The organism is Aeromonas aquatica, from assembly GCF_000764655.1.
Lineage (GTDB): Bacteria > Pseudomonadota > Gammaproteobacteria > Enterobacterales > Aeromonadaceae > Aeromonas > Aeromonas aquatica.
In genome coordinates this window covers 1-502 of sequence record NZ_JRGL01000077.1, presented here as the reverse complement: position 1 = coordinate 502, position 502 = coordinate 1, and the positions used below count along the sequence as shown (strand labels likewise).

Below are 502 nucleotides of genomic sequence, written 5' to 3'. Positions count from 1 at the left end.
GTACACTACTCCACTGATTACGTATTCGATGGCAGTGGCGAACGTCCCTGGGTCGAGAGCGACCAGACCGCCCCGCTCAACGTCTATGGCGAGACCAAGCTGGCGGGTGAGCATGCAGCAGAACTGTGTGCCCGCCACCTCATCTTCCGCACCAGCTGGGTGTATGCCGCCCGCGGTGCCAACTTCGCCAAGACCATGCTGCGGGTTGGCAAGGAGCGCAGCGAGATGTCGGTCATCAATGACCAATTCGGTGCACCGACCGGTGCGGAGTTGCTGGCCGACTGCACGGCCCATGCGATCCGCACGGCGCAAGGCAAACCCGAGGTGGCGGGCCTCTATCATCTGATCGCCTCCGGTACCACCACCTGGTTTGATTATGCCCAGCGGGTGTTTGCCAAGGCGAGGGACGCCGGTGTCGAGTTGGCCGTGACCCAGGTCAAAGCCGTGCCGACCAGCGCCTTCCCGACGCCCGCCAAGCGCCCCCATAACTCACGGCTCGATA

1 protein-coding gene is annotated in these 502 nt (G+C 63.5%); it reads left to right on the top strand.

Annotation, left to right across the window (positions count from 1 at the left end; all coding sequences use genetic code 11):
• On the top strand, nucleotides 1-502 hold a 502-nt coding region (gene rfbD / locus LG30_RS0107885; RefSeq protein WP_033130162.1), incomplete at both ends, for a dTDP-4-dehydrorhamnose reductase.